Source organism: Pseudomonas sp. ADAK2 TE3594 (assembly GCF_053628675.1).
Genome location: NZ_JBRJGV010000001.1, coordinates 1015980 through 1041255, shown reverse-complemented (window position 1 = coordinate 1041255; position 25276 = coordinate 1015980). Strand labels below are relative to the sequence as shown.

General features: G+C 59.7%; 25 protein-coding genes. 13 read left to right on the top strand and 12 right to left on the bottom strand.

Going from position 1 to position 25276, the window contains the following annotated elements; all coding sequences use genetic code 11:
* Positions 1-24 precede the first annotated feature (24 nt).
* Positions 25-1620 carry a glycoside hydrolase family 17 protein gene (locus AB7M22_RS04675; RefSeq protein ID WP_454185397.1) on the top strand — a complete coding sequence of 532 codons (1596 nt, stop codon included), beginning with the start codon at positions 25-27 and terminating at the stop codon, positions 1618-1620.
* A 121-nt stretch (positions 1621-1741) separates the two neighbouring features.
* Here AB7M22_RS04675 and AB7M22_RS04670 read toward each other — a convergent pair whose 3' ends face one another.
* Positions 1742-2110 (bottom strand): hypothetical protein, encoded by a 369-nt coding sequence (locus tag AB7M22_RS04670; protein ID WP_454185396.1) that lies wholly within the window; start codon positions 2108-2110, stop codon positions 1742-1744.
* 223 nt (positions 2111-2333) lie between these two features.
* Here AB7M22_RS04670 and AB7M22_RS04665 point away from each other — a divergent pair, with 223 nt between their 5' ends.
* Together AB7M22_RS04665 and AB7M22_RS04660 are read left to right on the top strand one after the other, a co-directional pair.
* Entirely contained in the window at positions 2334-3632 is a 1299-nt protein-coding gene (locus AB7M22_RS04665; RefSeq protein ID WP_454185395.1) for a serine/threonine protein kinase, read from the top strand.
* Entirely contained in the window at positions 3625-4413 is a 789-nt protein-coding gene (locus tag AB7M22_RS04660; RefSeq protein WP_008014990.1) for an MlaA family lipoprotein, read from the top strand. The genes AB7M22_RS04665 and AB7M22_RS04660 overlap by 8 nt, the downstream gene beginning before the upstream one ends.
* 174 nt (positions 4414-4587) lie before the next feature.
* Here AB7M22_RS04660 and AB7M22_RS04655 read toward each other — a convergent pair whose 3' ends face one another.
* A complete protein-coding gene (locus AB7M22_RS04655) occupies positions 4588-5502 on the bottom strand; it encodes a DUF808 domain-containing protein (protein WP_454185394.1) in 915 nt (304 codons plus the stop codon).
* 134 nt (positions 5503-5636) lie between these two features.
* On the opposite strand from AB7M22_RS04655, the gene AB7M22_RS04650 reads away from it, so the two are divergent.
* A complete protein-coding gene (locus tag AB7M22_RS04650) occupies positions 5637-6242 on the top strand; it encodes a TetR/AcrR family transcriptional regulator (RefSeq protein ID WP_454185393.1) in 606 nt (201 codons plus the stop codon).
* 130 nt (positions 6243-6372) lie between these two features.
* Here AB7M22_RS04650 and AB7M22_RS04645 read toward each other — a convergent pair whose 3' ends face one another.
* Together AB7M22_RS04645 and AB7M22_RS04640 are read right to left on the bottom strand one after the other, a co-directional pair.
* Positions 6373-6831 carry an REP-associated tyrosine transposase gene (locus tag AB7M22_RS04645; RefSeq protein ID WP_454188759.1) on the bottom strand — a complete coding sequence of 153 codons (459 nt, stop codon included), beginning with the start codon at positions 6829-6831 and terminating at the stop codon, positions 6373-6375.
* A 249-nt stretch (positions 6832-7080) separates the two neighbouring features.
* Positions 7081-7521, bottom strand: a complete 441-nt coding sequence (locus tag AB7M22_RS04640) for a GlcG/HbpS family heme-binding protein (protein WP_123720730.1) — start codon at positions 7519-7521, stop codon at positions 7081-7083.
* Positions 7522-7787: 266 nt separating this feature from the next.
* Between AB7M22_RS04640 and gcl the strand changes: the two genes are divergently transcribed.
* The 8 genes from gcl (at position 7788) to AB7M22_RS04600 (ending at position 17504) form a co-directional block, all read left to right on the top strand.
* Positions 7788-9563: a glyoxylate carboligase gene (gene gcl, locus AB7M22_RS04635; RefSeq protein WP_008014981.1), complete on the top strand. Its 1776-nt coding sequence runs from the start codon at positions 7788-7790 to the stop codon at positions 9561-9563.
* 128 nt (positions 9564-9691) lie between these two features.
* Positions 9692-10474 carry a hydroxypyruvate isomerase gene (gene hyi / locus AB7M22_RS04630; protein WP_454185392.1) on the top strand — a complete coding sequence of 261 codons (783 nt, stop codon included), beginning with the start codon at positions 9692-9694 and terminating at the stop codon, positions 10472-10474.
* Between the two features lie 150 nt (positions 10475-10624).
* Complete coding sequence (locus tag AB7M22_RS04625) at positions 10625-11515, top strand: 2-hydroxy-3-oxopropionate reductase (RefSeq protein WP_008014976.1); 891 nt, start codon at positions 10625-10627, stop codon at positions 11513-11515.
* A gap of 150 nt (positions 11516-11665) precedes the next feature.
* Positions 11666-12946, top strand: coding sequence for a glycerate kinase type-2 family protein (locus AB7M22_RS04620; RefSeq protein ID WP_454185391.1), 1281 nt, complete (start codon positions 11666-11668; stop codon positions 12944-12946).
* Positions 12936-14351 (top strand): pyruvate kinase, encoded by a 1416-nt coding sequence (pyk, locus tag AB7M22_RS04615; protein WP_454185390.1) that lies wholly within the window; start codon positions 12936-12938, stop codon positions 14349-14351. Before AB7M22_RS04620 ends, pyk begins: the two co-directional genes overlap by 11 nt.
* A 287-nt stretch (positions 14352-14638) precedes the next feature.
* Complete coding sequence (locus AB7M22_RS04610; RefSeq protein WP_454185389.1) at positions 14639-15553, top strand: urea transporter; 915 nt, start codon at positions 14639-14641, stop codon at positions 15551-15553.
* Between the two features lie 21 nt (positions 15554-15574).
* A complete protein-coding gene (locus AB7M22_RS04605) occupies positions 15575-16399 on the top strand; it encodes an ion transporter (RefSeq protein ID WP_454185388.1) in 825 nt (274 codons plus the stop codon).
* Positions 16400-16505: 106 nt separating this feature from the next.
* The gene (locus tag AB7M22_RS04600; protein ID WP_454185387.1) at positions 16506-17504 is read left to right on the top strand and encodes a sulfate ABC transporter substrate-binding protein; all 999 of its coding nucleotides are present in this window, start codon (positions 16506-16508) and stop codon (positions 17502-17504) included.
* Between the two features lie 163 nt (positions 17505-17667).
* Here AB7M22_RS04600 and AB7M22_RS04595 read toward each other — a convergent pair whose 3' ends face one another.
* Complete coding sequence (locus AB7M22_RS04595) at positions 17668-18297, bottom strand: hypothetical protein (RefSeq protein ID WP_454185386.1); 630 nt, start codon at positions 18295-18297, stop codon at positions 17668-17670.
* Positions 18298-18521: 224 nt separating this feature from the next.
* Here AB7M22_RS04595 and AB7M22_RS04590 point away from each other — a divergent pair, with 224 nt between their 5' ends.
* Complete coding sequence (locus AB7M22_RS04590) at positions 18522-19727, top strand: MFS transporter (RefSeq protein ID WP_454185385.1); 1206 nt, start codon at positions 18522-18524, stop codon at positions 19725-19727.
* A gap of 98 nt (positions 19728-19825) precedes the next feature.
* Here the strand turns inward: AB7M22_RS04590 and AB7M22_RS04585 are convergent, their stop codons facing one another.
* The 7 genes from AB7M22_RS04585 to AB7M22_RS04555 all read right to left on the bottom strand — a co-directional run bounded on the left by AB7M22_RS04585 (position 19826) and on the right by AB7M22_RS04555 (position 25275).
* Positions 19826-20230 (bottom strand): type II toxin-antitoxin system HicB family antitoxin, encoded by a 405-nt coding sequence (locus AB7M22_RS04585; protein ID WP_008014960.1) that lies wholly within the window; start codon positions 20228-20230, stop codon positions 19826-19828.
* Positions 20230-20442 carry a type II toxin-antitoxin system HicA family toxin gene (locus AB7M22_RS04580; RefSeq protein WP_032836301.1) on the bottom strand — a complete coding sequence of 71 codons (213 nt, stop codon included), beginning with the start codon at positions 20440-20442 and terminating at the stop codon, positions 20230-20232. The genes AB7M22_RS04585 and AB7M22_RS04580 overlap by 1 nt, the downstream gene beginning before the upstream one ends.
* A 230-nt stretch (positions 20443-20672) precedes the next feature.
* Positions 20673-21074 carry a hypothetical protein gene (locus tag AB7M22_RS04575; protein WP_454185384.1) on the bottom strand — a complete coding sequence of 134 codons (402 nt, stop codon included), beginning with the start codon at positions 21072-21074 and terminating at the stop codon, positions 20673-20675.
* A 14-nt stretch (positions 21075-21088) separates the two neighbouring features.
* Positions 21089-22291 carry a c-type cytochrome biogenesis protein CcmI gene (gene ccmI, locus AB7M22_RS04570; protein ID WP_454185383.1) on the bottom strand — a complete coding sequence of 401 codons (1203 nt, stop codon included), beginning with the start codon at positions 22289-22291 and terminating at the stop codon, positions 21089-21091.
* A complete protein-coding gene (locus AB7M22_RS04565) occupies positions 22284-22757 on the bottom strand; it encodes a cytochrome c-type biogenesis protein (RefSeq protein ID WP_007894247.1) in 474 nt (157 codons plus the stop codon). The genes ccmI and AB7M22_RS04565 overlap by 8 nt, the downstream gene beginning before the upstream one ends.
* Positions 22754-23290 carry a DsbE family thiol:disulfide interchange protein gene (locus AB7M22_RS04560; protein ID WP_454185382.1) on the bottom strand — a complete coding sequence of 179 codons (537 nt, stop codon included), beginning with the start codon at positions 23288-23290 and terminating at the stop codon, positions 22754-22756. Before AB7M22_RS04560 ends, AB7M22_RS04565 begins: the two co-directional genes overlap by 4 nt.
* Positions 23287-25275, bottom strand: coding sequence for a heme lyase CcmF/NrfE family subunit (locus AB7M22_RS04555; RefSeq protein WP_454185381.1), 1989 nt, complete (start codon positions 25273-25275; stop codon positions 23287-23289). The genes AB7M22_RS04560 and AB7M22_RS04555 overlap by 4 nt, the downstream gene beginning before the upstream one ends.
* Between the last annotated feature and the right edge of the window lies 1 nt (position 25276).

Genomic DNA, 25276 nt, shown 5'->3' with positions numbered 1-25276 from the left:
TGCAGGCCACCAAGCGCGGGACAAATGCAGGTAACATGCGCGGCTTTGTTCCCAGACGGCCTGACCATGCCCGCGACATCCCGCTTTCCTTTTTTTGCTTATTTATTTGCCTGCCTGCTGGGGCTTTTTGCCCTCGGTGGCTTCTGGTATGGACTCGGCAAACCGGTGATCCTGCCGGACGTGGCCAGCGCGACGCACAAGCTGCAATGCGCCTCCTACACCCCGTTCGACAAAGACCAATCGCCGTTCGATGTTCCGTTCAAACTGCGCCCCGAGCGCATGGACGCCGACCTCGCGCTGCTGGCGACCCGCTTCGAATGCATCCGCACCTATTCCATGACTGGCCTCGAGGCGCTGCCCGATCTGGCACGCAAGCACGGCTTGAAGCTGATGATCGGCGCCTGGGTCAACAGCAACCCGGTGGACACCGCCAAGGAAGTCGATCTGCTGATCGCCTCGGCCAATGCCAACGCCGATGTAGTGACCTCGGTGATCGTAGGTAACGAAACCCTGCTGCGCAAGGAAGTCACCGGCGCACAGTTGGCAACGCTGATTAACAAGGTCAAAAGTCAGGTCAAACAACCGGTGACCTACGCCGACGTCTGGGAATTCTGGCTCAAGCACCCGGAAATCGCCCCCGCGGTGGACTTCCTGACCATCCATTTGCTGCCGTACTGGGAAGATGATCCGTCGAACATCGACGCTGCACTGCAGCATGTGGCCGAAGTACGTCAGGTGTTCGGCAACAAATTTGCGCCCAAGGACGTGATGATTGGCGAAACCGGCTGGCCGAGCGAAGGCCGTCAGCGCGAAACCGCCCTGCCGAGCCGGGTCAATGAAGCCAAGTTCATTCGCAGCTTTGTGATCATGGCCGAACAGCAAGGCTGGCATTACAACCTGATCGAGGCGTTCGACCAACCCTGGAAACGCGCCAGCGAAGGTGCGGTCGGGGGTTACTGGGGACTGTTCGACGCCGATCGTCAGGACAAGGGCGTGCTGGCCGGGCCGGTCTCGAACGTGCCGTACTGGTCGCAATGGCTGGCACTGGGTGGCTTGATCTTCATCGGCACGCTGATCCTCGGCGGTCGCGTTCGCAGCACCCGCGCGGCGTTGGTTCTGCCACTGCTCGGCGCGTTGGCGGCCTGTTCGATTGGCGCCTGGGGCGATCTGGCCCGTGTCACCACCCGGTTTACCAGTGAATGGCTGTGGGTCGCCTTGCTGACGGGGTTGAACCTGTTGGTGCTGGCGCATGCCGCGCTGACCTTGAGCGCTCGTACCGGCTGGCGTGAACGCGCCTTCAATGCACTGGAACGTCGCGCCGGCTGGTGGCTGGCAGCAGCAGGTTTTACCGCAGCGGTGATGATGCTGGAGCTGGTGTTCGACCCACGTTATCGCAGCTTCCCGAGCGTCGCGTTCATCCTGCCGGCGCTGGTGTACCTGTGCCGTCCGGTCAGTGTGCCACGTCGGGAAATCGCCCTGCTGACCTTCATCATCGGTGCCGGCATTGCGCCGCAGTTGTATCAAGAAGGTTTGCAGAACCAGCAGGCCTGGGGTTGGGCGCTGGTGAGTGTGTTGATGGTGGCGGCGTTGTGGCGCAGCTTGCGGGTTCGCAAGGGCTGATCTTCGGCGTGCTTGCGGGCCTCTTCGCGGGCAAGCCTCGCTCCTACAGATTTATGTCGACCGTGATAATTGCGAACGACTCTAAACTGTAGGAGCGAGGCTTGCCCGCGAAGACTGACTATCAGGCGCTACGAGAAGCCCGGACCAGACGCAAAGCAGCAATCACCACCGCAAACACCGCCAGCGTGGTGTTGTACAACGCCAGCGCCGGAAACCCGAACACCAGCGCCAGCACCGCCAGCCACCACCCCGCCCGCCCCGGCAGCACAAAACCGATCACGGCGGCGGCCATTGCCGACCAGCCCAACACCTTGAAGTGAATCATAAAGCCCAGGTTCGACCGAATCTGGCATTCCCAGCGACTGGCCTCATCAACGCAAATGCCAACCCATTGAGCATCCTCCATGAAGCCATAACGCGCGCCATAACTGGCGGCCAGCCACATTGGCAGAAGAACGATCAGCAGAATCACGGGCAGACGGCGGGACATGAATCACTCCAATAAACGAAATCGGCGGCCAGCTTAATCCCCCGCCCGCGGTAAGCAAGTGACATCAACAGATAACTGTTCATGAAATAGCTGCAAAGTGTATCGTCCCGCTACCGTTGCTCCGAAATCAGGCCTGTTTGCTGTCGATCATGGCACTTTGGCGCAAATCCGATGGTCATAGCCTGCGAACTTCATTCGGCACCTTCCTCTAAGGGATCTAGTCATGCTCCGTTCCTTGCGCTTCGCCGCCCTGCTTGGCGGCTTGATTTTAAGTGCGTCCGCACTGGCGGCCGACATTGATGCCGCCAGTTACGGCTACCCCCTGACCAACCCGTTCGAGGCGACCATCGCCACGACACCGCCGGAGTTACGCCCGGAATTGCCGCTGGACGACGATATCAATCAGGAGGATCGCAGCGTCACGTTGCGCCCTGAGCGTGAGTTCAGCCTGCCGGACAACTTCTGGCCGGTAAAGAAACTCACCTACCGCATCGCCACGCAAGATCAAGCAGCACCGTTGATCTTCCTGATCTCCGGCACGGGTGCACGCTATGACAGCACCCTCAACGAGTACCTGAAAAAGCTCTACTACAAGGCCGGCTATCACGTGGTGCAGCTGTCGTCGCCGACCAGCTTCGACTTCATGACCGCCGCTTCGCGTTTCGCCACACCGGGCGTGACCAAGGAAGATGCCGAAGACATGTACCGAGTGATGCAGGCCGTTCGGGCACAGAACCCAAAGCTGCCAGTCACCGATTATTTCCTGACCGGTTACAGCCTTGGCGCACTGGATGCAGCCTTCGTCGCGCACCTGGATGAAACCCGTCGCAGCTTCAATTTCAAGAAAGTCTTGCTGCTCAACCCACCGGTCAACCTTTACACCTCGGTCACCAACCTGGACAAGCTGGTACAAACAGAGGTAAAGGGCATCACCAACAGCACCACCTTCTATGAACTGGTACTGGACAAACTGACCCGCTACTTCCAGCAGAAAGGCTACATCGACCTCAACGATGCCCTGCTCTACGACTTCCAGCAGTCCAAGCAGCACTTGAGCAACGAACAGATGGCCATGCTGATTGGCACTTCGTTCCGTTTCTCGGCAGCGGACATCGCCTTCACCTCGGACCTGATCAACCGCCGCGGTCTGATCACGCCACCGAAATACCCGATCACCGAAGGCACCACCCTCACGCCGTTCCTCAAACGCGCACTGCAATGCGACTTCGACTGCTACCTGACCGAACAGGTCATTCCGATGTGGCGCGCCCGCACCGACGGCGGCAGCCTGCTGCAACTGATCGATCAGGTCAGCCTGTATGCGCTCAAGGACTACCTGCACGACAGCCCGAAAATCGCCGTCATGCACAACGCCGACGACGTGATTCTCGGCCCTGGCGACCTGGGGTTTCTGCGCAGGACCTTCGGCGACCGTTTGACTGTTTATCCATTGGGCGGCCATTGCGGCAACCTCAACTATCGCGTCAACAGCGACGCCATGCTGGAGTTTTTCCGTGGCTAAATACCCCCTCCTGATCGCAGCGTTACTCTGTGCAGGCGTCGCCAATGCCGACAACAGCAAGGCCAATGCACCTGTGGTGGTCGATAGTGACGGCTTCAAGGAACCGCTGAGCAAACTCAAATTCAACCCGGGGCTGGATCAGCGCGAGTTCGAACGTTCGACGCTCAACGCGCTGAACGTCTACGACCCGCTGGAAGAATGGAACCGCCGCGTCTACCACTTCAACTACCGTTTCGACCAATGGGTGTTCCTGCCCGTGGTCAACGGCTATCGCTATATCACCCCAAGCTTCCTGCGCACCGGCGTCAGTAACTTCTTCAACAACGTCGGCGATATACCGAACCTGGTAAACAGTCTGCTGCAATTCAAGGGGCAGCGTTCGATGGAAACCACCGCGCGCCTGCTGCTCAACACCACCATCGGTGTCGCCGGCCTGTGGGACCCGGCCACCGCCATGGGACTGCCGCGCCAGAGCGAAGACTTTGGTCAGACACTGGGCTTCTACGGCGTACCGGGCGGCGCCTACTTCGTGCTGCCGATCCTCGGCCCCTCAAACCTGCGTGACACTGCAGGCCTGGTGGTGGATTACACCGGCGAATCGGCGATCAACTTCCTGAATGTGGCCGAAGTCAGCTCCAACCATCCGGAAGTCTGGGCTCTTCGCATCATCGACAAGCGCTATCAGAACAGCTTCCGTTACGGCCAGCTGAACACGCCGTTCGAGTATGAAAAAGTGCGTTACGTGTACACCGAGTCGCGCAAGCTGCAGGTCGCCGAGTAATTCTGTCGACAATAAAAAAGGCCATTCGATTTGCGTCGAATGGCCTTTTTATGCGCGGCGTCTCAAACACCACCAATCAACTGTGGGAGCGAGCCTGCTCGCGATGAGGCCATCACATTCACCATCAATGTTGACTGCTAGACCGCTATCGCGAGCAGGCTCGCTCCCACAGGTTCAGGCTTTCATCGTTTTCCAAAGCTTGCCGACAGCCATTACGCCCACCAAAACCGCCGCACCGGCAATAATCCCGGCCACAGCATTCAGCAACGTCGGCACGATAAACCCGGCCCCACCAGCACTCGCGCTGACACTCTCGATCCAGTGATGAATCACCGGCACGCCGTGGGTCAGAATCCCGCCGCCGACCAAAAACATCGCCGCGGTGCCGATCACCGACAGGCTTTTCATCATGTACGGCGCTGCACGCAGAATCCCGCCGCCGATGCTTTTGGCCATTTGCCCGGGCTTCTGGGTCAGCCACAGACCGAGGTCATCGAGTTTGACGATGCCGGCCACCAGGCCGTAGACGCCGATGGTCATGACGATGGCGATGCCCGAGAGCACGATCACTTGCTGGGTCAGCGAAGCGGCAGCCACGGTGCCCAAGGTGATGGCGATGATTTCCGCCGAAAGGATGAAGTCGGTACGGATCGCCCCTTTGATCTTGTCCTTCTCGAACGCCACCAGATCGACCGCCGGGTTGGCCACGGCCTCGACCAGTTCTGCGTGTTCGGCCTGATCTTCAGCTTTGCTGTGCAGGAATTTGTGGGCGAGTTTCTCGAAACCTTCAAAGCACAGGTAAGCGCCACCGACCATCAACAACGGCGTGACCAGCCACGGAATGAACGCGCTGATGGCCAACGCCGACGGCACCAGGATCAGCTTGTTGAGGAACGAGCCCTTGGCCACCGCCCACACCACCGGGATTTCCCGCTCGGCACGCACGCCGGAAACCTGCTGGGCGTTGAGCGCCAGATCGTCGCCAAGCACACCGGCGGTCTTCTTCGCGGCCATTTTGGTCATCAACGCCACATCGTCCAGTACGGTGGCGATGTCGTCGATCAGCACCAGCAAACTGCTTCCTGCCATGAATCAGGTTTCCTTCTCGAATGAATGGTGCGCAGCATAGCGCGACCCGAGGCTACACGGGGCATTCTTGAGCGCCGCGCGAGGCCGGTGCTACCATGCGCAACCGCCAGAACAGGCAAGGAACTCCTTGGTTTATGAGCACCATCCGCGAGCGCAACAAAGAACTGATCCTGCGTGCCGCCAGTGAAGAATTTGCCGACAAGGGCTTCGCTGCGACCAAAACCAGTGACATCGCGGCCAAGGCCGGGCTGCCCAAGCCCAACGTCTACTACTACTTCAAATCCAAGGAAAACCTCTACCGCGAGGTCCTGGAAAGTATCATCGTGCCGATCCTGCAGGCCTCGACGCCGTTCAACGCCGATGGCGTGCCCGGCGAAGTGCTGAGCGGTTACATTCGCTCGAAAATCCGCATATCCCGTGACCTGCCCTTCGCCTCCAAGGTGTTCGCCAGCGAAATCATGCACGGCGCCCCGCACCTGAGCCCTGACCTGGTCGAGCAGCTCAACGGCCAGGCCAGGCACAACATCGACTGCATCCAGACCTGGATCGACCGCGGCCAGATCGCCCCGATCGACCCCAACCACCTGATGTTCAGCATCTGGGCCGCGACCCAGACCTACGCCGACTTTGACTGGCAGATCTCCGCGGTTACCGGTAAAGCCAAGCTGGATGAGGCCGACTATGAGGCGGCGGCGCAGACGATTATCCGGTTGGTGCTCAAAGGGTGTGAGCTGGACTGATAGACTGAGTGAACCCCAATCGCGGGCAAGCCCGCTCCCACAGGTTCGGTGGTGTACACAAAATATGTGAACACCCTCAATCCTTGTGGGAGCGGGCTTGCCCGCGATGAAGGCGACTCGATCTGAAGTCTTAAAGCCAGATGGCATCCCACAACGGATAGTCGCCAAGCCGCTCCACAAGACCTGCCCGCAATGGATTGGCCACTACATACCCTGCCATCTTCACCAAGTCTTCTTCTCGCCTCAATGCCCGGTCGTGATAGCCCTGCAGCCAAAGTGGTCCGTTCCTGTTACTGGAAAGATTCACCTCCCGCGTAATCAGTGACTTGGTTTGACGCATCAGATTACTGAGCGAACATTTCTCCAATTCGACAAGCCAATGGAAGTGATCAGGCATGACCACCCATGCCAGTGAATTCACTAACCCTGTGTTCTGTGCTTGGCGAAATTGATGAACAACCAACCTGCCCAATGCGAAATCCGCAAATACCGGCTCGCGATCAAGTGTATTGGTAGTCAGTAAGTAGATTCGATTGGGTTCGGCATAGCGCCCCGTTCGTAGGCGATGTGAAGCAGGAAGATCAGGCAATCCGTTGCCCCTTTTTGATGGATTCATCAGAAGACTAGACCTCAGCGGCCCATAGACCGCGACAGTCCGTTATCTGGATGTGTCCATGAGGCCGCCATCGCGGGCAAGCCCGCTCCCACAAGGATCGAGGGTGTTCACAGATTCTGTGTTCACCTACAAGGATCAAGGGTGTTCACAGATTTTGTGTTCACCAGCAGGAACCTGTGGGAACGGGCTTGCCCGCGATGACATTCGATCAGACGCTGAAGATCAACCAACCACCCCCGCATCCGCCCTCAACCCCTGCGTTTCGATCGCCCTGATCGCGCACTGCTCATCCACATCAGACAAATCACCGCTGATCCCTACCGCCCCCAACACACTCCCATCCTGATCCCGAATCAACACGCCGCCCGGTACCGGGACGACGCTGCCCTGCCCCAGGCTATTCAGCGCGGCGAAGAAGGCCGGGCGTTGTTGGGCGTCCTGGGCCAGCAGGCGTGAGCCCTTGCCCAGGGCGATGGCGCCCCAGGCTTTACCGATGGCGATCTGCGGGCGCAGCAGGCTGGCGCCGTCTTCGCGTTGCAGCGTTATCAAGTGCCCGCCGGCGTCCAGCACGGCAATGGTCAAGGGCGCGGCAGAGATTGCACGGCCTGCGGAGATGGCCTGGTTGGCCAGGTTGACTGCGACGTTCAAGGTTAAAGCGCTCATGGTGCCGTCCTCATTTTGTTATTGGGAAAGCCGTTGGATTGCTTTCTGTTGCGCAATCCGATGCAACAAATAGAACACAATGAATTATTTTTTTGTATACAATAATTCTCGAAAAACGCCACATGCGACGAAAAGCCACAGTTCTTTGGGCTTCCGACGAATGAAACAGCTGCTTGAGAAAATGGATTGACCTGCGCCGTCCGCCGTGAATACACTCTGCGCAAAGCCACTTGTATACAATTACAAAACGTAAGAGGCACAAAACCATGAGCAAAATGAGAGCAATCGAAGCCGCCGTTCTGGTGATGCGCCGTGAAGGGGTTGATACCGCTTTTGGCATCCCGGGCGCCGCGATCAACCCGCTGTACTCCGCCTTGCAGAAGGTCGGTGGCATCGATCACGTCCTCGCTCGCCACGTTGAAGGCGCCTCGCACATGGCCGAGGGCTACACCCGCACCAAGGCCGGCAACATCGGCGTGTGCATCGGCACGTCCGGCCCGGCCGGCACCGACATGGTCACCGGGCTCTACAGCGCCTCGGCCGACTCGATCCCGATCCTGTGCATCACCGGCCAGGCACCGCGGGCCCGGATGCACAAGGAAGACTTCCAGGCCGTCGATATCACCAGCATAGTCAAGCCGGTCACCAAGTGGTCGACCACCGTTATGGAGCCGGGCCAGGTGCCTTACGCGTTCCAGAAAGCCTTCTATGAAATGCGCTCCGGCCGCCCAGGCCCAGTGCTGATCGACCTGCCGTTCGACGTGCAGATGGCCGAAATCGAATTCGACATCGACGCCTACGAGCCGCTGCCGCTGGCCAAGCCGACCGCTAATCGCGTACAGATCGAGAAGGCCCTGGCCATGCTCGATCAGGCTGAGCGCCCACTGTTGGTGGCCGGTGGCGGCATCATCAATGCCGACGCCAGCGAGTTGCTGGTGGAGTTCGCCGAGCTGACCGGCATTCCAGTGATCCCGACCCTGATGGGCTGGGGCACCATCCCGGACGATCACCCGCTGATGGTCGGCATGGTCGGTCTGCAAACCTCGCACCGCTACGGCAACGCCACGATGCTGAAGTCGGACGTGGTACTGGGCGTCGGTAACCGTTGGGCCAACCGTCACACCGGTTCGGTCGACGTTTACACCGAAGGCCGCAAGTTCATTCACGTCGACATCGAACCGACCCAGATCGGCCGCGTGTTCACCCCGGACCTGGGCATCGTGTCCGACGCCGCTGCCGCGTTGACCGTGTTCATCGAAGTCGCTCGCGAATGGCAAGCCGCCGGCAAGCTGAAAAACCGCAGCGCCTGGCTGCAAGACTGCCAGCAGCGCAAAGCCAGCCTGCAGCGCAAGACTCACTTCGACAACGTGCCGGTCAAGCCGCAACGGGTGTACGAAGAGATGAACCAGGTGTTCGGCAAAGACACCTGCTACGTCAGCACCATCGGTCTGTCGCAAATTGCCGGCGCGCAGTTCCTGCACGTCTACAAACCGCGTCACTGGATCAACTGCGGTCAAGCCGGTCCGTTGGGCTGGACCATTCCGGCCGCACTCGGCGTGGTCAAGGCTGATCCGACTCGCAAGGTGGTGGCGCTCTCGGGCGACTACGACTTCCAGTTCATGATCGAAGAACTGGCGGTGGGCGCGCAGTTCAAGCTGCCGTACATCCACGTTGTCGTGAACAACTCGTACCTGGGGCTGATCCGTCAGGCCCAGCGCGGTTTCGACATGGACTACTGCGTGCAGTTGTCCTTCGACAACCTCAATGCTCCGGAACTCAACGGTTACGGTGTCGACCACGTCGCTGTCGCCGAAGGCCTGGGTTGCAAGGCGCTGCGGGTATTTGAACCGGATCAGATCCAGCCTGCCCTGCGCAAGGCTCAGGAACTGATCGAAGAGTTCAAGGTGCCGGTGATCGTCGAAATCATTCTGGAGCGCGTGACCAATATCTCCATGGGCACCGAGATCAACGCCGTCAACGAATTCGAAGACCTGGCACTGGTCGGCAACGATGCGCCAACGGCGATTTCGCTGCTCGATTGATGATCGTTCCCACGCTCTGCGTGGGAATGCAGCCCGGGACGCTCCGCGTCCCAACAGCGGACGCAGAGCGTCCATTGAGGCATTCCCACGCAGAGCGTGGGAACGATAACTTTAAACGGGAGACCACCATGCCGCGTTTCGCAGCCAACCTGTCCATGCTGTTCACCGAGCAGGATTTTCTTGCCCGTTTCGATGCTGCCGCCAAGGCCGGCTTCAGTGGTGTCGAATACCTGTTTCCCTACGATTTCAGCTCCGCCGAAATCAAGGCCAAGCTCGATGCCAATGGCTTGACCCAGGTGCTGTTCAACCTGCCGGCCGGTGACTGGGCCAAGGGCGAGCGCGGTATTGCGTGCTTGCCGGATCGGGTCGAAGAATTCCGCGCCGGTGTCGATCTGGCCATCGCTTACGCCAAAGTGCTCGGCAATACCCAGATCAACTGCCTGGCCGGTATTCGTCCACAAGGCATCGACGATGCCACCGTGGAAAAGACCTTTGTCGCCAACCTCAAATACGCGGCCGACAAGCTGCAAGCGGTGGGCATCAAACTGGTGATGGAAGCGATCAACACCCGTGACATCCCAGGCTTCTACCTGAACAACACGGCGCAAGCCCTGTCGATTCGCGAACAGGTCGGCAGCGCCAACCTGTTCCTGCAATACGACATCTATCACATGCAAATCATGGAGGGCGACCTGGCCCGGACCATGGCCGCGCACCTGGGCGAGATCAACCACATCCAGTTGGCCGACAACCCAGGGCGCAACGAACCGGGCACCGGTGAAATCAACTACCGCTTCCTGTTCGAACACCTGGACCGCATCGGTTATCAGGGTTGGGTTGGCTGTGAATACAAGCCGCTGACCACCACTGAGGCGGGCCTGGGCTGGTTGAAAACCCATAACGCGATTTGATCTGACACCGCGTCATCGTTCTTCGCGGGCAAGCCTCGCTCCTACGGGGGGCCAGGGTTGTCTGTAGGAGCGAGGCTTGCCCGCGAAGGCGTCCTCGCTGCCATCCCACGAATTTTGCGAACAGAGCAATAAAAACAAGAGGATTTTCTCATGGCTAAAATCGGATTTATCGGCACCGGCATCATGGGCCACCCAATGGCGTTGAACCTGCAGAAAGCCGGTCACAGCCTGTTCCTGTCGGCACACCACGACCCAGCCCCTGCCGACCTGATCGCCGCTGGCGCCGTCGCGCTGGCGAACCCGAAAGAAGTGGCCCAGGAAGCCGAGTTCATCATCGTCATGGTCCCGGATACTCCGCAGGTCGATGACGTGCTGTTCCGCGCCGATGGCGTTGCGGCAGGCGTGAGCAAGGGCAAAGTCGTGATCGACATGAGCTCGATCTCGCCGACTGCCACTAAAGCCTTCGCAGCTAAAATCAACGAGAAAGGCGCGCAGTACCTCGACGCCCCGGTTTCCGGCGGCGAAGTCGGCGCCAAGGCTGCGACCCTGAGCATCATGGTCGGCGGCGATGCCGATGCCTTCGAACGCGCCCTGCCGCTGTTCCAGGCCATGGGCAAGAACATCACTCTGGTCGGTGGCAACGGCGACGGTCAAACCGCGAAAGTGGCGAACCAGATCATCGTCGCGCTGAACATCCAGGCCGTCGCCGAAGCCTTGCTGTTCGCCTCGAAAAACGGTGCCGATCCAGCCAAGGTGCGTGAAGCGCTGATGGGTGGCTTCGCGTCGTCGAAGATTCTCGAAGTTCACGGCGAACGCATGATCAAGGGCACCTTCGACCCGGGCTTCCGCATCAGTCTGCACCAGAAGGACCTCAATCTGGCCCTGCAAGGTGCCAAGGAGCTGAACATCAACCTGCCGAACACCGCCAATACCCAGCAAGTGTTCAGCACCTGCGCAGCCATCGGTGGCAGCAACTGGGACCACTCGGCGCTGATCAAAGGCCTGGAACACATGGCGAATTTCTCGATTCGCGATAAATAACACCATCACCCGCCCCTGTAGGAGCGAGGCTTGCCCGCGAAGGGATCGCCTCGGTGCAGCAGAAACACCGAGGTGGCCGGTTCGCGGGCAAGCCTCGCTCCTACAGGGGCAAGCAGCTTTCCCCAATAACAAGAATTCCGGGAGCCCGCCATGTCGGTCGATCCGCAACAATTGCTGCGCGAGCTGTTTGCCACAGCCATCGACGCGGCCCATCCGCAGCAAGTCCTCGAAGCTCATTTGCCCAAAGATCGCAGCGGTCGGGTGATCGTCATCGGCGCCGGTAAAGCTGCAGCCGCCATGGCCCAGGTGGTCGAGCGCTGCTGGCAGGGTGAAGTGGCAGGTTTAGTGGTGACCCGTTACGGCCACGGCGCCCCTTGCGAAAAAATCGAAGTGGTCGAAGCCGCGCACCCGGTGCCGGATGCGGCGGGTTTGGCCGTGGCAAAGCGGGTATTGGAACTGGTCAGCAACTTGACTGAAGACGACCGCGTGATCTTCCTGCTCTCGGGCGGTGGCTCTGCCCTCCTCGCCTTGCCCGCCGCCGGCATCACCCTCGCCGACAAACAGTCGATCAACAAAGCCCTGCTCAAATCCGGCGCGACCATCGGCGAGATGAATTGCGTGCGCAAGCACCTCTCGGCGATCAAGGGCGGTCGTCTGGGCAAAGCCTGCTGGCCGGCCACGGTTTATACCTACGCGATTTCCGATGTACCGGGCGATCTCGCCACGGTCATCGCGTCCGGCCCAACTGTGGCCGACCCGAGCACCTCGGCCGAAGCGCTGGCGATCCTCAAGCGCTATGGCATTGAAGTCCCGGCCTCGGTGCGCACCTGGCTGCAAAGCCCGGAATCGGAAACGGTCAAACCCGGCGATCCGAGCCTGGCCCGCAGTCATTTCCAGTTGATCGCACGCCCACAGCAATCGCTCGAAGCGGCAGCGGTGAAAGCCCGTCAGGCCGGTTTCAGTCCGTTGATTCTCGGCGACCTGGAAGGTGAATCCCGAGACGTGGCGAAAGTCCATGCCGGTATTGCCCGGCAGATCGTCCAGCACGGCCAGCCGTTGGCGGCGCCGTGTGTGATTCTGTCCGGCGGCGAAACCACCGTCACCGTGCGCGGCAATGGCCGTGGCGGGCGCAACGCCGAATTCCTGCTGAGCCTGACCGACAGCCTCAAAGGCCTGCCCGGCGTCTACGCGCTGGCCGGTGACACCGACGGCATCGACGGCTCCGAAGACAACGCCGGCGCCATCATGACTCCGGGCAGTTATGCCCGTGCCGCGGCCCTCGGCCTGAGCGCCAGCGATGAACTGGACAACAACAATGGCTACGGCTATTTCGCCGCGCTGGATGCACTGATCGTCACCGAGCCGACCCGCACCAACGTCAACGACTTCCGCGCCATCCTGATTCTCGAGAGCACTAAACATGACGCCTGATAAGAAGGTCAAAATCCTCGCCACCCTTGGCCCGGCCACCGCCGGAATCGACGACATCCGTGAGCTGGTGCAGGCCGGGGTCAATATCTTTCGCCTGAACTTCAGCCACGGCGATCACGCCGACCACGCCCAGCGCTATCAGTGGATTCGTGAAGTCGAGCGTCAGCTGAATTACCCGCTGGGGATTCTGATGGACCTGCAAGGCCCGAAATTGCGAGTCGGAAAATTCGCCCAAGGCAAAGTGCAGCTGCATCGCGGTCAGGCCTTGCGCCTGGATCTGGATGCGACGCCGGGGGACGAGCGCCGGGTCAACCTGCCTCATCCGGAAATCATCGCCGCGCTGGAGCCAGGCATGGACCTGCTGCTGGACGACGGCAAGCTGCGCCTGCGAGTGGTGACCAAGTACGCCGACGCGATCGACACCACGGTGCTCAATGGCGGCGAGCTGTCGGACCGCAAAGGCGTCAACGTGCCGCAAGCGGTGCTCGACCTGAGTCCCCTGACCGCCAAGGATCGTCGCGACTTGAGTTTCGGTCTGGAGCTAGGAGTGGATTGGGTTGCGCTGTCATTCGTGCAACGCCCGGAAGACATCCGCGAAGCTCGCGCACTGATCGGTGACAAGGCGTTTTTGATGGCGAAAATCGAGAAGCCATCGGCCGTGACCCAACTGCGGGAAATCGCCGAATTGAGCGATGCGATCATGGTCGCTCGCGGTGACCTGGGCGTGGAAGTGCCGGCCGAAAGCGTGCCGCAAATTCAGAAAAACATCATCAGCACCTGCCGTGAACTCGGCAAACCGGTGGTGGTGGCGACGCAGATGCTGGAGTCGATGCGTTTCTCTCCCGCACCGACCCGCGCCGAAGTCACTGACGTCGCCAACGCGGTGGCCGAAGGCGCGGACGCGGTAATGCTGTCGGCGGAAACCGCGTCCGGTGAATACCCACTGGAAGCCGTGCAGATGATGAGCAAGATCATCCGTCAGGTGGAAAACGGCCCGGACTATCAGGCCCAACTGGACGTGAGCCGGCCGAAAGCCGAGGCCACGGTGTCGGACGCGATCAGTTGCGCCATCCGCCGCATCAGCAACGTGCTACCGGTGGCGGTGTTGGTGAATTACAGCGAGTCCGGCACCTCGAGTCTGCGTGCGGCGCGGGAACGGCCAACGGTGCCGATCCTCAACCTGACGCCAAACCTGCAGACCGCGCGGCGGTTGACGGTGGCGTGGGGCGTGCACTCGGTGGTCAACGATCGGCTGCGCCAGGTGGATGAAGTGTGCTCGACGGCCCTGGAGATTGCCCAGGCACAGGGCATGGCTCAACGCGGCGATACGTTGCTGATTACTGCGGGTGTGCCGTTCGGGCAGCCGGGGTCGACCAACTCACTGCGCATTGAGACGTTGATTTAAAAACAGCTTTTGTGGCGAGGAGGCTTGCCTCCGTTCGGCTGCGTAGCAGTCGTAGATTCGGTATGACGGTTTCGATAGAAAACCGCATTCGCCGATTTGAGTCCGCTCCGCAGCCCAACGGGGGCAAGCCCCCTCGCCACATGATTTAGCGCCTGTACCAGTCTCTTCGCGGGCAAGCCTCGCTCCTACAGGTCCGGTGTCGTTCTCACGACCTATGCAAAATCTGTAGGAGCGAGGCCTGCCCGCGAAGAACGATTACACGGTTCCTCTGACACACAGACCCCATCATGCCTGCCAACCACTTCAACACCCACTGCCCAGATTGGGCCACCGCCCTGCTCAACGGCTTCAGCCAGGTATTCCTACAGTGCCATCCGCTGTGCGGTCTGCTGTGTCTGTTGGCGATTCTGTTCAGCGCGCCGGCCTTGCTCGGCGGTGCGCTGCTGGGAGGTGTCGCGGGGTTGCTCACCGCGCAACGTCGCGGGTATGCCAAGGTTGATCGTCAGGCAGGGCTGTTCAGTTACAACGGTATTCTGCTCGGTCTGCTACTGAGCCTTTATTTCCCATGGTCAGTGCTGCTGCCACCGCTGATCATTGCCGCTGGGGGCCTGAGCGCAATGCTCACTCAGCAATGGCTCAAGCATTCGCGCGATCTTCATTGCCTGCCCGCCTACACCGCACCCTTCGTCGGGATGAGCTGGTTGTTACTGTCGTTTGCCTCACCCCAGCAGCCCGCGCCGCTGATCGAAATGACCACACTCAACTTGCTCGCCGCATCATTGAAAGGGCTCGGTCAGGTGCTGTTTCTCGGTCATCCGCTGGCCGGTGCTCTGATTGCAGTCGGTTTGCTGATCGCTGACCGTCGTGCCTTCCTGTGGGCTCTGCTCGGCTCCGTTGCCGGCCTCGGATTCGCCCTTCTGCATCACGAAACATCAACCGCACTGCGGGGTTTGAGCGGTTACAACGCGGTGCTCGCCGCCCTCGCCTTCAGCCAAAATCGTCGCCAGCCTTGGCTGCCATTATTGGGAATCCTGCTGGCGGTATTGCTCACACCGGGTTTCGCCGCACTCGGCCTGGCCACGTTGACCGCCCCTTTCATCCTCGCCTGCTGGCTGATTCGCGCAGGCATTCGGGTGCTGCGTCAGGCCGTCATAGACAGCGCGCCTTGCGCTACCGGGGAGAATCACCCTAGGCTTCGCTGATTCTCGGTTCAGGCGTTTTCCATGGACAGCAGCAAAAACTGGCGTGAAGAGCTTTACGTCATGATTTTCCAGGCCGACACCACGGCCGGTCGACGCTTCGACAGCATTCTGCTGTTGATCATCCTCGCCAGCCTGGTGATCGTGATTCTGGACAGTATCGACAGCGTTCACCAGAACTATGCCGACATGCTGGCGTACATCGAATGGGGCTTCACCGTTATTTTCGTCGTCGAATACGGCCTGCGCCTGTACTGCTCGCCCAAGCCGCTGCGCTACGCGTTCAGCTTCTATGGGCTGGTGGATTTGCTGGCGATCGTGCCCGGCATCCTCGCGCTGTACTACAGCGATGCGCAGTACCTGCTGATTATCCGGATCATTCGGATGCTGCGGATTTTCCGCGTGCTCAAACTCAGCCCGTATCTGAAGCAAGCCAACTATTTGATGACGGCGTTGCGCGGCAGCAAGCAGAAGATCGTGGTGTTTCTGCTCAGCGTCAGCACCCTGGTGACGGTGTTCGGCACGCTGATGTACGTGATCGAAGGCCCGGAACACGGCTTCACCAGCATCCCCAAAGGCATCTATTGGGCCATCGTCACGCTAACTACCGTGGGCTTTGGCGATATCGTGCCAAAAACGCCGTTGGGTCAGGTGATTTCGTCGCTGGTGATGATCACCGGTTACTCGATCATCGCCGTACCGACGGGGATTTTTACCGCGGAACTGGCCAATGCCATGCGCGGTGAACAACTGCAACACGATTGCCCGACCTGCAAGAAAAACAGCCATGAACACAGCGCAGCATTCTGCTCCCGTTGCGGCAATGCGCTGTTCAAGAAACTGGAATAAGTAAAGTGCTTTTTAATCTTTAAAGGACTATGGGAGCCCGGCTATAGTCGCTGGCAAATTGCCAACACTTTCCATAGAACATATTTGATAAAACAAGGAATGCGCAGTGAAAAAACTCTTTGGCGCCTCATTTCTGGCCGCTGGCCTGGCCTTGGGCAGCGTGGCTCAGGCTGCACCGACCCTGCTTAACGTTTCCTACGATGTGATGCGAGATTTCTACAAGGACTACAACGCTGCCTTCCAGAAACACTGGCAAGCCGAACACAATGAAAACATCACGCTGCAGATGTCCTTCGGCGGTTCCAGCAAACAGGCGCGTTCGGTGATCGATGGCCTGCCGGCGGACGTCATCACCATGAACATGGCCACCGACATCAACGCCCTGGCGGACAACGGCAAGCTGGTCCCGGACAACTGGGTTACGCGCCTGCCGAACAACAGCGCGCCGTTCACGTCGGCCACGGTGTTTATCGTGCGCAAAGGCAACCCGAAAGCCCTGAAAGACTGGCCGGACCTGCTCAAGGACGGCGTGCAAGTGATCGTCCCCAACCCGAAAACCTCGGGCAACGGCCGCTACACCTATCTTTCGGCCTGGGGTTATGTACTGAAAAACGGCGGTGATGAGGGCAAGGCCAAGGACTTCGTTGGCAAGCTGTTCAAACAGGCACCGGTGCTGGATACCGGCGGCCGTGCGGCCACGACTACCTTCATGACCAACCAGATCGGCGACGTGCTGGTGACCTTCGAAAACGAAGCGGAAATGATTGCGCGTGAGTTTGGCCGTGATCAGTTTGAAGTGATCTATCCAAGTGTTTCTGCTGAGGCAGAGCCGCCGGTATCGGTGGTTGATAAAGTCGTCGAGAAGAAAGGCACCCGCGCCGCTGCTGAGGAATATTTGAAGTACCTGTGGTCGCCGGAAGGTCAGGAAATTGCTGCGGCAAACTACCTGCGCCCGCGTGATCCCGCGGTATTGGCCAAGTACACCGATCGCTTCCCGAAGGTTGATTTCCTGTCGGTAGAGAAGACCTTTGGTGACTGGCGCACTGTGCAGAAGACCCACTTCAATGATGGTGGGGTTTTTGATCAGATTTACAGCGGTCAGTAGTCGCTGAGCCCAACGATCAACGTCGTACCCAAATTTCGTGTCCACTGAAAATCTAATGTGGGAGCGGGCTTGCTCGCGAAAGCGGTGTGTCAGAAGACATCAATGATGACTGTGCCGCCGTCTTCGCGAGCAAGCCCGCTCCCACAGGGTTTGTGGCATGCAGTTACATCGGCGGGGTTATACCGTCCTTGCCGGCCGCGATGGATTGAGCGGTCAGTGTCCCGTCGGCGCTTTGGGTGACGAACGTCACGATCTTCACGCCCACCTTCAACAAACTCCGATCCCCCGGTACCAGATTGACGATCGGTACATCCTCCGGCACCAGAATCTTCTGCTGGCCGCCCTTGTAGTTGACGGTCAGCACCCGGCCGTTGCTGACCACCAGATCGCCCACGCTGCCGTTGGTCATGCTGCTGCCCTTGACCAAATCAAAGGGCCGATGGCCGTCGCCGCTGCCGGCCAGCTCTGGTGGGAACACGTGGACTTCCAGGGCCTTGAGAGTGCCATCTTCCTGGGGCACGGCAGCCGAGCCGATGTAGCTGCCGGGTTTGATGTCTTCGATATTGACCACGGTGACGGCGCGGACTTTGGTGTCCTGAGTCAGGTTGATCACCACGTTTTCGCCGCTGTTGACGTGGACTTTCATGGTATCGGCGCTGATACCGGTAATCTCGCCGCGTACACCGATACGCATACCCGGCGCGTCTTGGGTCTGAGCCAAGGTTATCGTGAACACAGTGATCAAGGTGACTGCTGAAGCGCCGCGGATCAGGTGACGGAACATCGCATTCATGAAAGTGCCTTCCGTTTTATGAAGCGTTAAGAGAGAACATAAGCACGCTATCGAAGAAGATGTTAGTGAATGTATCATCGGACGCGACAATTCAAAGGTGCAAATGAACGGCCTCTCTCAATCATTCTTCAGAGGCATGATTACTATCACCCTATTCCCTCTTCCGCCGCTCTAGCCAGCCGATTAGCCTCCCCCGCATTCCTTCTTGTTCAACGAGCCACATTATGAACCCAGCGACTCAGGTACCCCACGGTGCCGCCACAATGACCCGAGGCATGGTGCTGCTCTTCGCCTTCTGCTGCGGCGCCATCGTGGCCAACATCTACTACGCCCAGCCAATCATCGGCCTGATCGCGCCGGACATCGGCCTGACCGACACCATGGCCAGCCTGATCGTTTCGCTGACGCAGATTGGTTATGCGCTGGGTCTGTTCTTCCTGGTGCCGTTGGGTGATCTGCTGGAAAACCGCCGCTTGATGATCATCACCACCGTGGTGGCGATTGCCAGTCTGCTGGGCGCGGCGTTCACCGATCAGCCGAACGTGTTTCTGCTGATCTCGTTGCTGGTGGGGTTCAGCTCGGTATCGGTGCAAATCCTGATTCCACTGGCCGCCCACCTGGCGCCGGAAGAATCGCGTGGTCGCGTGGTCGGCGGCATCATGGGTGGTTTGCTGCTGGGGATTCTGCTGGCTCGACCAGTGTCCAGCGTAGTAGCCGACCACTTCGGCTGGCGTGCGATGTTCATCATCGCAGCGGTGTTGATGGCAGCAATCAGCATTGTGCTGGCCCTGACCATTCCCAAGCGCCAGCCTGATCACAGCGCTTCTTATGGCCAGTTGTTGGGTTCACTCTGGACGCTGTTGCGTCAGCAGCCGGTATTGCGTCAGCGCGCGTTTTACCAAGCCTGCATGTTCGCCACATTCAGCCTGTTCTGGACTGCAGTGCCGCTGGAGCTGTCGCGCAATCATGGCTTGTCGCAAACCCAGATCGCGATCTTCGCCCTGGTCGGCGCCATCGGCGCTATTGCCGCCCCCATCGCCGGTCGATTGGCCGACGCCGGCCATACACGCATCGCCTCGCTGCTGGCCCTGCTATTCGCCAGCTTGAGCTTCCTGCCCGCCTTCATCCACCCGGCCTACAGCGTTATCGGCCTGGCGGTGACGGGGGTGGTACTGGATTTCTGCGTGCAGATGAACATGGTTCTCGGTCAGCGCGCGGTCTACACCCTCGACGCTAAAAGCCGCGGCCGTTTGAATGCGCTGTACATGACCAGCATTTTCATTGGTGGCGCGTTTGGTTCTTCGGTAGCCAGCGCGGTGTATGAGCATGGCGGCTGGTTGTGGATCGTGATTGTGGGTAGTGCGTTTCCGCTGTTGGCGTTGTTGCGGTTTTTGAGTGTTTCGCAGAGACCTGCACTGGCGACGGCTTAAATACCTAAAAGCTTCGCGGGCAAGCCTCGCTCCTACAGGGTTAGTGTAAGACCTGTAGGAGCGAGGCTTGCCCGCGAAGGCGATTCGACTGATAAACCTCAATGCCGAACCAGTTTCTCCATCGCCGCATCCGCGAGAAAGGAGGAGCGGCTTTTGACATTGTGCTCTCGTACATAGCGGTCAATACGCTGGATCACGTAGCCAGGCAGCGTCACGTTGACCTTCTCGGTCTTGCCCAGATACGGCGAGATGTCGAGTTCCAGCATTCCCCAACCCATGTCGGCAAATTCCGGATTCTCGCGGTGCGCAGCCGCTGAGGTCGGCATCGGAATTGACTCCCCGTCTGCCATGATCTCCTGCAGCATGATGTGGGCAATTTCGACCGCCGCGTTGTAAGCATCTTCAAACGTATCCCCGGCCGTAACGGCACCAGGAATATCGGGGATCTGAATACCGATGGCGGTGTTCTCGTCGCCCCACTCGATACAGATTGGGTATTGCATTATGGATCTCCTGCCAAACTGGCTCCCGGGCAATAAAGCCCGGCTCGCCTCCTGATGCTTTTGACCGTCCCGATCGGCAAATCCTTCTTCGGATGAGGGACGGGTATCGTGTAAGGGTTGTAACGGTGAGTGAAGATGTGATGACTGCCGGTGACCCGGTCCAGTGTCCAGCCCGCTTCTATCAGTTCCTTGATCAATAACCTGCTCTGCACCACCAGCCTCCTTGCTCCGGCCCAACAAAAAATAACCCTAGAGTTACTTTTACTCAAGCACAAAAACCCGGATCGCGACGCTCGGTTGTTTTACAGGGTGTGATTTTGATCGGACCTACGTCGAGGATGCTCACTCTCTTGTGTTTTGTACCCAGCTCCCTGAGCTACACAATCAAGATCTTTTCAAACCCCAAAAAGCAAAACGGCGATCCTCAGATCGCCGTTTCCATTCACTGCCCGAATTGCCTGCCCAACCCACCCGGCACGCCATGGATGTCTGTCTCTTCCCATGGCCCATTCGGGCTGATCGAGCGACTCCAGCCGTTGTTCCAGCGGTAGTAGGTGCGCTGGCGGTAGAAGGTGTTGGTTTGATCATCGAGAACGTAAACACCGAGTTTCGCGTCCCAATGGCTATTGCCCCCAGGTGGTGGGGCGAAGCTGGCGGAGGTGCGTGGCAGCGGCTTGGACGGTTTGACCGGGGTACTCGGTTTGCTCGGTGTCGTTGGAGCCGGTTTGGTGCTCGGCTGCGAAGGCGGGATTGACGGCAGCCGTGTGGGCTCGGGCTGCTGGACCGCACAGGCGCTTAACCCCAAAACCATACTGAGGAGAGTGATACGAGCGATGGCGGTCATGGTGGCGCTTCCTGTTATTTATCCGGGCTGTCGATGATCAGTTTTTGTTGCGCGGTGGTGCTGGTGGCCAAGGGTTGGCTGCGACCGATCCATTCGCCGGCAGTCGGTTGGCCGGCGCGGGAGATGCGCGCAACCAGTTGGACTTCAGGGAAGTTCGACAGTTTCAACTGCGGCATCATGGCGTCGGCATCACCCAGTTCGACGGTTGTCGGCAAGTCGGCGACGGTCAGACGCTTGGCGGCCAGCGGCGCGGGCGGGCCGGAGATGGCGCGGGCGAAGATGAACACGCTGTCACCCGGCTGGACCTTGGCTTTCAGCTCTGGCGAAAGTTCGACTTGCACTTTGAGCAGTGCTGCAGCTTTGGCCGCAGGTGCTTGGGCAACCTTGCCACCACTGGCTTCAAGTTTCTCGGCAGCCCGAGTAATGCCGCCTTGCAGCGCGACGCGGGATTTATCATCCGGCGGCAGTTGCGCCAGCAGGCGATTCCAATAGTCGATGGCGTCCTGGTAACGCTCACTTTCAAAGGCCGCGATGCCCAGCAGACCGAGGCTGGTGACTTCTTTCGGATCAGCTTTCAGCGCTTCGTCGGTCAGGGCCTGGACCTTGTCCGACCACTTCTTGCCGTCGGCGAAGTATTGGGCCTGGGCCCACTGCCCGAGCAGTTCCGGCTGACGACCGGCCAGGTTCACGGTGCGTTCGAAGATCTTCGCCGCATCGCCCGGACGGTCCTGAGCCATGTAGGTGCGGCCGAGGAAGTACAGGCCTTCGGCCGAATCCGGTTGAGCGGCGACCGCACGCTCAAGGCGACGAGTCATCTCTTCCATCGACTGCGGCGCCTGGGCGAATTCGCGGGTCAGCTCGACTTTGTCGCTGGCGCCGAAATGCAGGTACAGCCCAAGGCCCAGCACCGGCACCAGAATTGCCGCCAGCAATGGCAACGGCTTGCCCAGACGCGACACGCGCGGCGCCTCGACGCCTTCGGTGTCGGCGAGCAGTTCACGGGCGGCTTCGGCGCGGCCGGTGTCCATTTGTTCGGCGTTGAGCACGCCCTCTTCCTGCTGAGTCTGCAACTCAGCCACGCGCTCCTGATAAAGCGCGACGTTCAGTGCCGTGCGATCCTCTTCAAGCTGGGCGCGACGACCACGCAGAACGGGGATCAGCAGAAAACTCAGGGCAACCAGGAGCAGCAGGCCTGCAGCGAGCCAGAAATCAATCATTCTTGGTTTTATCCAACAGGTGGTCGAGGCGCTCGCGCTCCTCGGCAGAAAGCGTGTCCGGGCTATCAGTGCGTTGCACGCGACGACGGCGGACGATCACGGCGATGATCACAAAACCGCCCAGCAACAGGCCGGCGGGGCCGAACCAGAGCAGTGCGGTTTTGGCGTTGAGGGCAGGTTTGTAGCGGACAAAATCACCGTAACGGTCGACCATGAAATCGATGATCTGTTGATTGTCCTTGCCCTCGCCGAGCATGCGAAAAATCTCTTTGCGCAGGTCGGCGGCGATCGGTGCGTTGGAATCGGCGATGTCCTGATTCTGGCACTTGGGGCAACGCAGCTCTTTGGTCAGCTCGCGAAAACGCTCACGGTCGCCTTCTTTGGCGAACTCGTAGGTGTCGATGGCCGCGTGGGCCACACCGGCCATGCTCAAGCCAAGAACAGCGGCGGCAATCCAGCGCTTCATGGCTTGGCCTCATCGACCAGCGCCTGATACTTGGCCGCCAGTTTTTCGCGCCAGACTTGCTCGTCGATCACGCCGACGAATTTGTCGCGGATGATGCCCTTGGCGTCGATGAAGAAGGTTTCCGGGGCGCCGTATACGCCGAGGTTCAGGCCCAGGGTGCCGGCATCGTCACGGATGTCCAGTTGATACGGGTTGTGGAATTCGGCCAGCCATTTCAAGGCATCGGTGTTGATGTCCTTGTAATTGATGCCGTAGATCACCACGCCTTGCCCGGCCAGTTTGTTCAGCACCGGGTGCTCGACCCGGCAGGAAATGCACCAGGTGCCCCAGACGTTGACCAGTGCCGGTTTACCCAGAATGTCCGCTTTGGTCAGGGTTTTGTCGCCCTGCACCGAGGGCAGCGAAAACTCCGGGAACGGTTTGTTGATCATCGCCGAAGGCAGCTCGGCCGGGTCCAGGTACAGACCCCGATACAGAAAAACAGCAACCACCAGAAAAATCGCCAGTGGCAACAGCATCAACCAACGTCTCATGCAGTGGCTCCCGTCATGCCAAGCGCTTCACGCACGCGGCTTTTCACCTTGACCCGATAACGACGATCCAGCGCCGCCAGCAAACCACCGAAACCTGTAAGCAGACCGCCGAACCAGATCCAGCGTACGAACGGTTTGACGTGCACACGAACCGCCCAGGCGCCCTCGCCCAGCGGCTCGCCCAATGCGACGTAAAGGTCACGGGTGAAACCGGCGTCGATCCCTGCTTCGGTCATCACCGAATTCTGCACGGTGTACAGGCGTTTTTCCGGGTGCAGCACACTGACTTCCTTGCCGTCGCGGATCACCCGCACGGTGCCCTTGTCGGACGTGAAGTTCGGCCCTTCGAAATGCTTGGCGCCTTCGAACACAAACTGATAACCGGCCAGGCTCATGGATTCACCCGGCGCCAGGCGCAGATCACGCTCGGCACTGTTCTGGCTCGACAACACGACACCCAGCGCGCACACGGCAATGCCCAAATGCGCGATCTGCATGCCCCAATAGCTGCGGGTCAGGGTTGGCAGGCCTTTGATCAGGCCTTTGTGACGCGTCTTGTCGAAAATATCCCGCACACCAGCCAGCAACACCCAGGCGGCGAGCATGAAGGTCGCCAGCACCGCCCAGTTGAAATCGCCGTAAGCGACGCCCGCCACGACGGCCAGCGCAGCGCTACCGAGCAACACCGGGGTCAACATGCTCATCAGCCATTTGACCGGCGTGTCTTTCCAGCGCACCAGCATGCCGACCGCCATCACCACCATCAGTATCGCCATCAATGGAATGAACAGCGCATTGAAGTACGGCGGGCCGACCGACAGTTTGGCGCCGGTCATTGCGTCGAGAATCAGCGGATACAAGGTGCCGAGCAGGATCATCGAAGCGGCCACCACCAGCACCAGGTTATTGCCCAGCAGCAGGGTTTCCCGAGACCAGAGGTTGAAGCCTACGTGGCTCTTGACCACCGGCGCGCGCAGGGCGAACAGCGTCAGCGAACCACCGACCACAAACAGCAGGAAGATCAGAATGAACACACCGCGTTCAGGATCGGACGCAAAGGCATGAACCGAGGTCAGTACGCCGGAGCGCACAAGGAAGGTCCCGAGCAAACTCAACGAGAACGCGGCGATCGCCAGCAACACCGTCCAGCTCTTGAACACGCCACGTTTTTCCGTGACCGCCAACGAGTGAATCAGCGCCGTGCCCACCAGCCAAGGCATGAAGGATGCGTTTTCCACCGGGTCCCAGAACCACCAGCCGCCCCAGCCAAGTTCGTAGTAGGCCCACCAGGAGCCCAACGTAATACCGATACCGAGAAAGGCCCAGGCCACGATGGTCCACGGACGGGACCAGCGCGCCCACGCCGCATCAAGACGACCGCCCAGCAGCGCGGCGATGGCGAAGGCAAACGCCACGGAGAAGCCGACATAGCCCATGTACAGCATCGGCGGATGAACGATCAGGCCGATGTCTTGCAGCAGTGGATTGAGGTCGCGGCCATCCGTCGGCATCTGCGGCAGGATTCGGGCGAAAGGGTTGGACGTCAGGATCAGGAACAGCAGGAAACCGGTGCTGATCATGCCCATAACCGCCAACACCCGGGCCAGCATCACTTGCGGCAACTGGCGGGAGAACACCGACACCGCGAAGGTCCAGCCGCCGAGAATCAATGCCCACAGCAGCAACGAACCTTCGTGAGCGCCCCAGACGGCGCTGAATTTGTAGTACCACGGCAGCGCGCTGTTGGAGTTGCTGGCCACATAAGCGACGGAGAAGTCGTCGGCCATGAAGGCATACGTCAGGCAACCGAACGCGAACAACAGAAACGCGAACTGGCCCCACGCGGCCGGCTGGGCCAGGCTCATCCATAGGCGGTCGCCGCGCCAGGCACCGAGCAACGGCACCACGGCTTGAACCAGCGCGAAACACAACGCCAGGATCATGGCCAGGTGGCCGAGTTCGGGGATAAAGATGCCGGAAGTCATG